Origin of the sequence: Roseicella aerolata (assembly GCF_020523605.1) — a bacterium.
Lineage (GTDB): Bacteria > Pseudomonadota > Alphaproteobacteria > Acetobacterales > Acetobacteraceae > Paracraurococcus > Paracraurococcus aerolatus.
This window is the reverse complement of record NZ_JAJAQI010000130.1, coordinates 1-2,229: the sequence shown is the minus strand read 5'-3', so window position 1 is coordinate 2,229 and position 2,229 is coordinate 1. Positions and strand designations below refer to the sequence as shown.

General features: G+C 68.7%; 3 protein-coding genes. All 3 read left to right on the top strand.

All coding sequences use genetic code 11. The features are described 5' to 3' along the window. Positions 1-246: 246 nt before the first annotated feature. The 3 genes from LHA35_RS28115 to LHA35_RS28105 all read left to right on the top strand — a co-directional run bounded on the left by LHA35_RS28115 (position 247) and on the right by LHA35_RS28105 (position 2,170). On the top strand, positions 247-555 hold the full coding sequence (locus LHA35_RS28115; protein ID WP_338051022.1) for a TroA family protein: 309 nt from the start codon (positions 247-249) through the stop codon (positions 553-555). 77 nt (positions 556-632) lie between these two features. Further along, entirely contained in the window at positions 633-1,595 is a 963-nt protein-coding gene (locus tag LHA35_RS28110; protein WP_226614891.1) for a FecCD family ABC transporter permease, read from the top strand. Beyond that, positions 1,592-2,170, top strand: coding sequence for an ATP-binding cassette domain-containing protein (locus LHA35_RS28105; protein ID WP_226614880.1), 579 nt, complete (start codon positions 1,592-1,594; stop codon positions 2,168-2,170). Before LHA35_RS28110 ends, LHA35_RS28105 begins: the two co-directional genes overlap by 4 nt. Positions 2,171-2,229 lie beyond the last annotated feature (59 nt).

Genomic DNA, 2,229 nt, shown 5'->3' with positions numbered 1-2,229 from the left:
CTTACGACCGTCGTATGAGCGGTTTGCGAGTGCTGCAGGCGGTGTCACGTCGTCGGGCATCCACACGACATCCACCACGCGCCATGGTCACCGCAAGGCCACGACAGGCTTACGCTTACCATCGCCCGCAGCCTCGGCGCGCAGAACATTGCGGAAGGCCGCCTGCCTGGTTCATGGGGTCCGCTCTCGGCCGAGGCCGTCCTCGCTGCCAACCCGGACTTCATCTTCATCGCGGGCTCGTCCTGGGTGAACCGCCCGAACGCGGTGCGCACCGGCTACGACATCCCACCCGAGGTCACCCGCCGCAGCCTCGCTCCCTATGCCGCCCGGCCGGCCTGGCAGGGCTTGACCGCCATTCGCAATGGCGAGCTGCACGCGATCGAGCATGGGCTCTGCCGCACCCTCTTCGACGACACGGCAGCCCTCTACATCGCCAAGCGGCTCTGGCCGGGTGCCTTCGAGACCGCGGACCCAGTTGCCGAGCTCGCCGACTATCATCAGCGCTTCCTTCCCCTGGCCTTCTCCGGCACCTGGATGCTGCCATGGCGGGGATAAATGCGGACGTCGCGGCCCGCGCCCATTGGCGCCGGCTCGCTGCCAGGAGGTCGGCCACGCTGGCATCGGGAGCCATCGTGCTGGTGGGCAGTGTCGTCGCGGACCTCGCGACCGGCCCAGCCATGCTGCCACCCCTCACGGTCGCAGCGTCCGTCCTCGGCCTGTCGGACGACACGATGGTGGATGCGATCGTGTGGACCATCCGACTGCCCGTTGCGCTGATGGCGGTGCTGGTTGGCGCGGCGCTCGGCCTCACCGGAGCGGTGATGCAGACCATCCTGAACAACCCCCTGGCGTCGAGCTACACGCTGGGCGTCTCCGCCGGTGCCGGCTTCGGTGCGGCGCTGGTGATCGTGCTCGGCTCAGTCGTGCCGGTGTCGGAGACCTATGCGGTGCCGGTCGCTGCCTTCGGATTCGCAGCCCTGGCCTGTGCCGCTGTCTGGCTGTTGGGGGGCATCCGAGGAGCGACGCCCGAGACGCTGGTCCTGGCGGGCATAGCGCTGATGTTCCTCTTTCAGGCCCTGCTCGCATTGTTGCAGTTCATGGCCTCGCCGGAAGCGCTGCAGCAGATCGTCTTCTGGCTCTTCGGCAGCCTCCAGCGCGCGACCTGGGCAAAGCTCGGCATCGTGGCTGGGGTGCTCGCCGTCTCGGTGCCGCTGCTGCTGAGGGACGCCTGGTCGCTGACCGCGCTTCGCCTCGGTGACGAGCGCGCGGCGGCGCTGGGTGTTCGTGTCAGGGCGGTGCGGCTACGCGGCTTCGTCTTCGTCTCGGTCGCCACCGGCGTCGCTGTCGCCTTCGTCGGCACGATCGGCTTCATCGGGCTGGTCGCGCCTCACGTCGCGCGACTGACCCTGGGTGAGGACCAGCGCATCCAGCTTCCCGGTGCCGCTCTGGCCGGGGCGCTTCTCCTCTCGGTCGCCTCGGTGGTGAGTAAGACCGTCTCGCCAGGCGCACTCTTCCCGATCGGGATCGTAACGGCACTGATCGGGGTGCCCTTCTTCGCCTGGCTGATCCTCTCCGTGAGGAGGGCCCATTGGTGAGGCTCCTCCTCGAAGACATCGGCGTCGCGTACAGGGGCTTCGCTGCGGTCCGCGGCGTGTCGATGGAGATCCGACGCGGCGAGATCGTTGCGCTGCTCGGGCCGAACGGGTCCGGCAAGTCGTCCCTGCTGCGGGCGGCAGCTGGACTCCAGCGCCACAGCGGATCTGTGCGGCAGGAGGGCTTCCTGCCGCAGCAGACTGCGTTCATGCCTCAGGACAATGGCTGCCGGGCAGCCCTGACGGTGCTCGAGACGGTCTTGCTGGGCCGTCTCCGCTCGCTCGCCATGAGGGTGCCGGATGGAGAGGTCGCGCGTGCTGCAGCGGCCCTCGCCCGGCTCGGGATCGCGGCTCTCGCCCCGCGGCTGCTGGCGGAGATCTCGGGCGGGCAGCGACAACTCGTCTTCCTGGCACAACTGCTCTGTGCCGAGCCGGCAGCCCTGCTCCTGGATGAGCCAACGAGTGCGCTCGACCTGCGAAACGCGCTGGAGCTGCTCCGTCTGCTCCAGCGTCTTGCGGAGCTATGGCCGAAACTGGGTGATGGCGGGCTGAGAGAGGCGGCGTATCGAGGCGGGTGACGAGCCTGCCAGGACCTCCCGAAGGAGCGATACGCCATGACGAGCGATACCACGGTGGT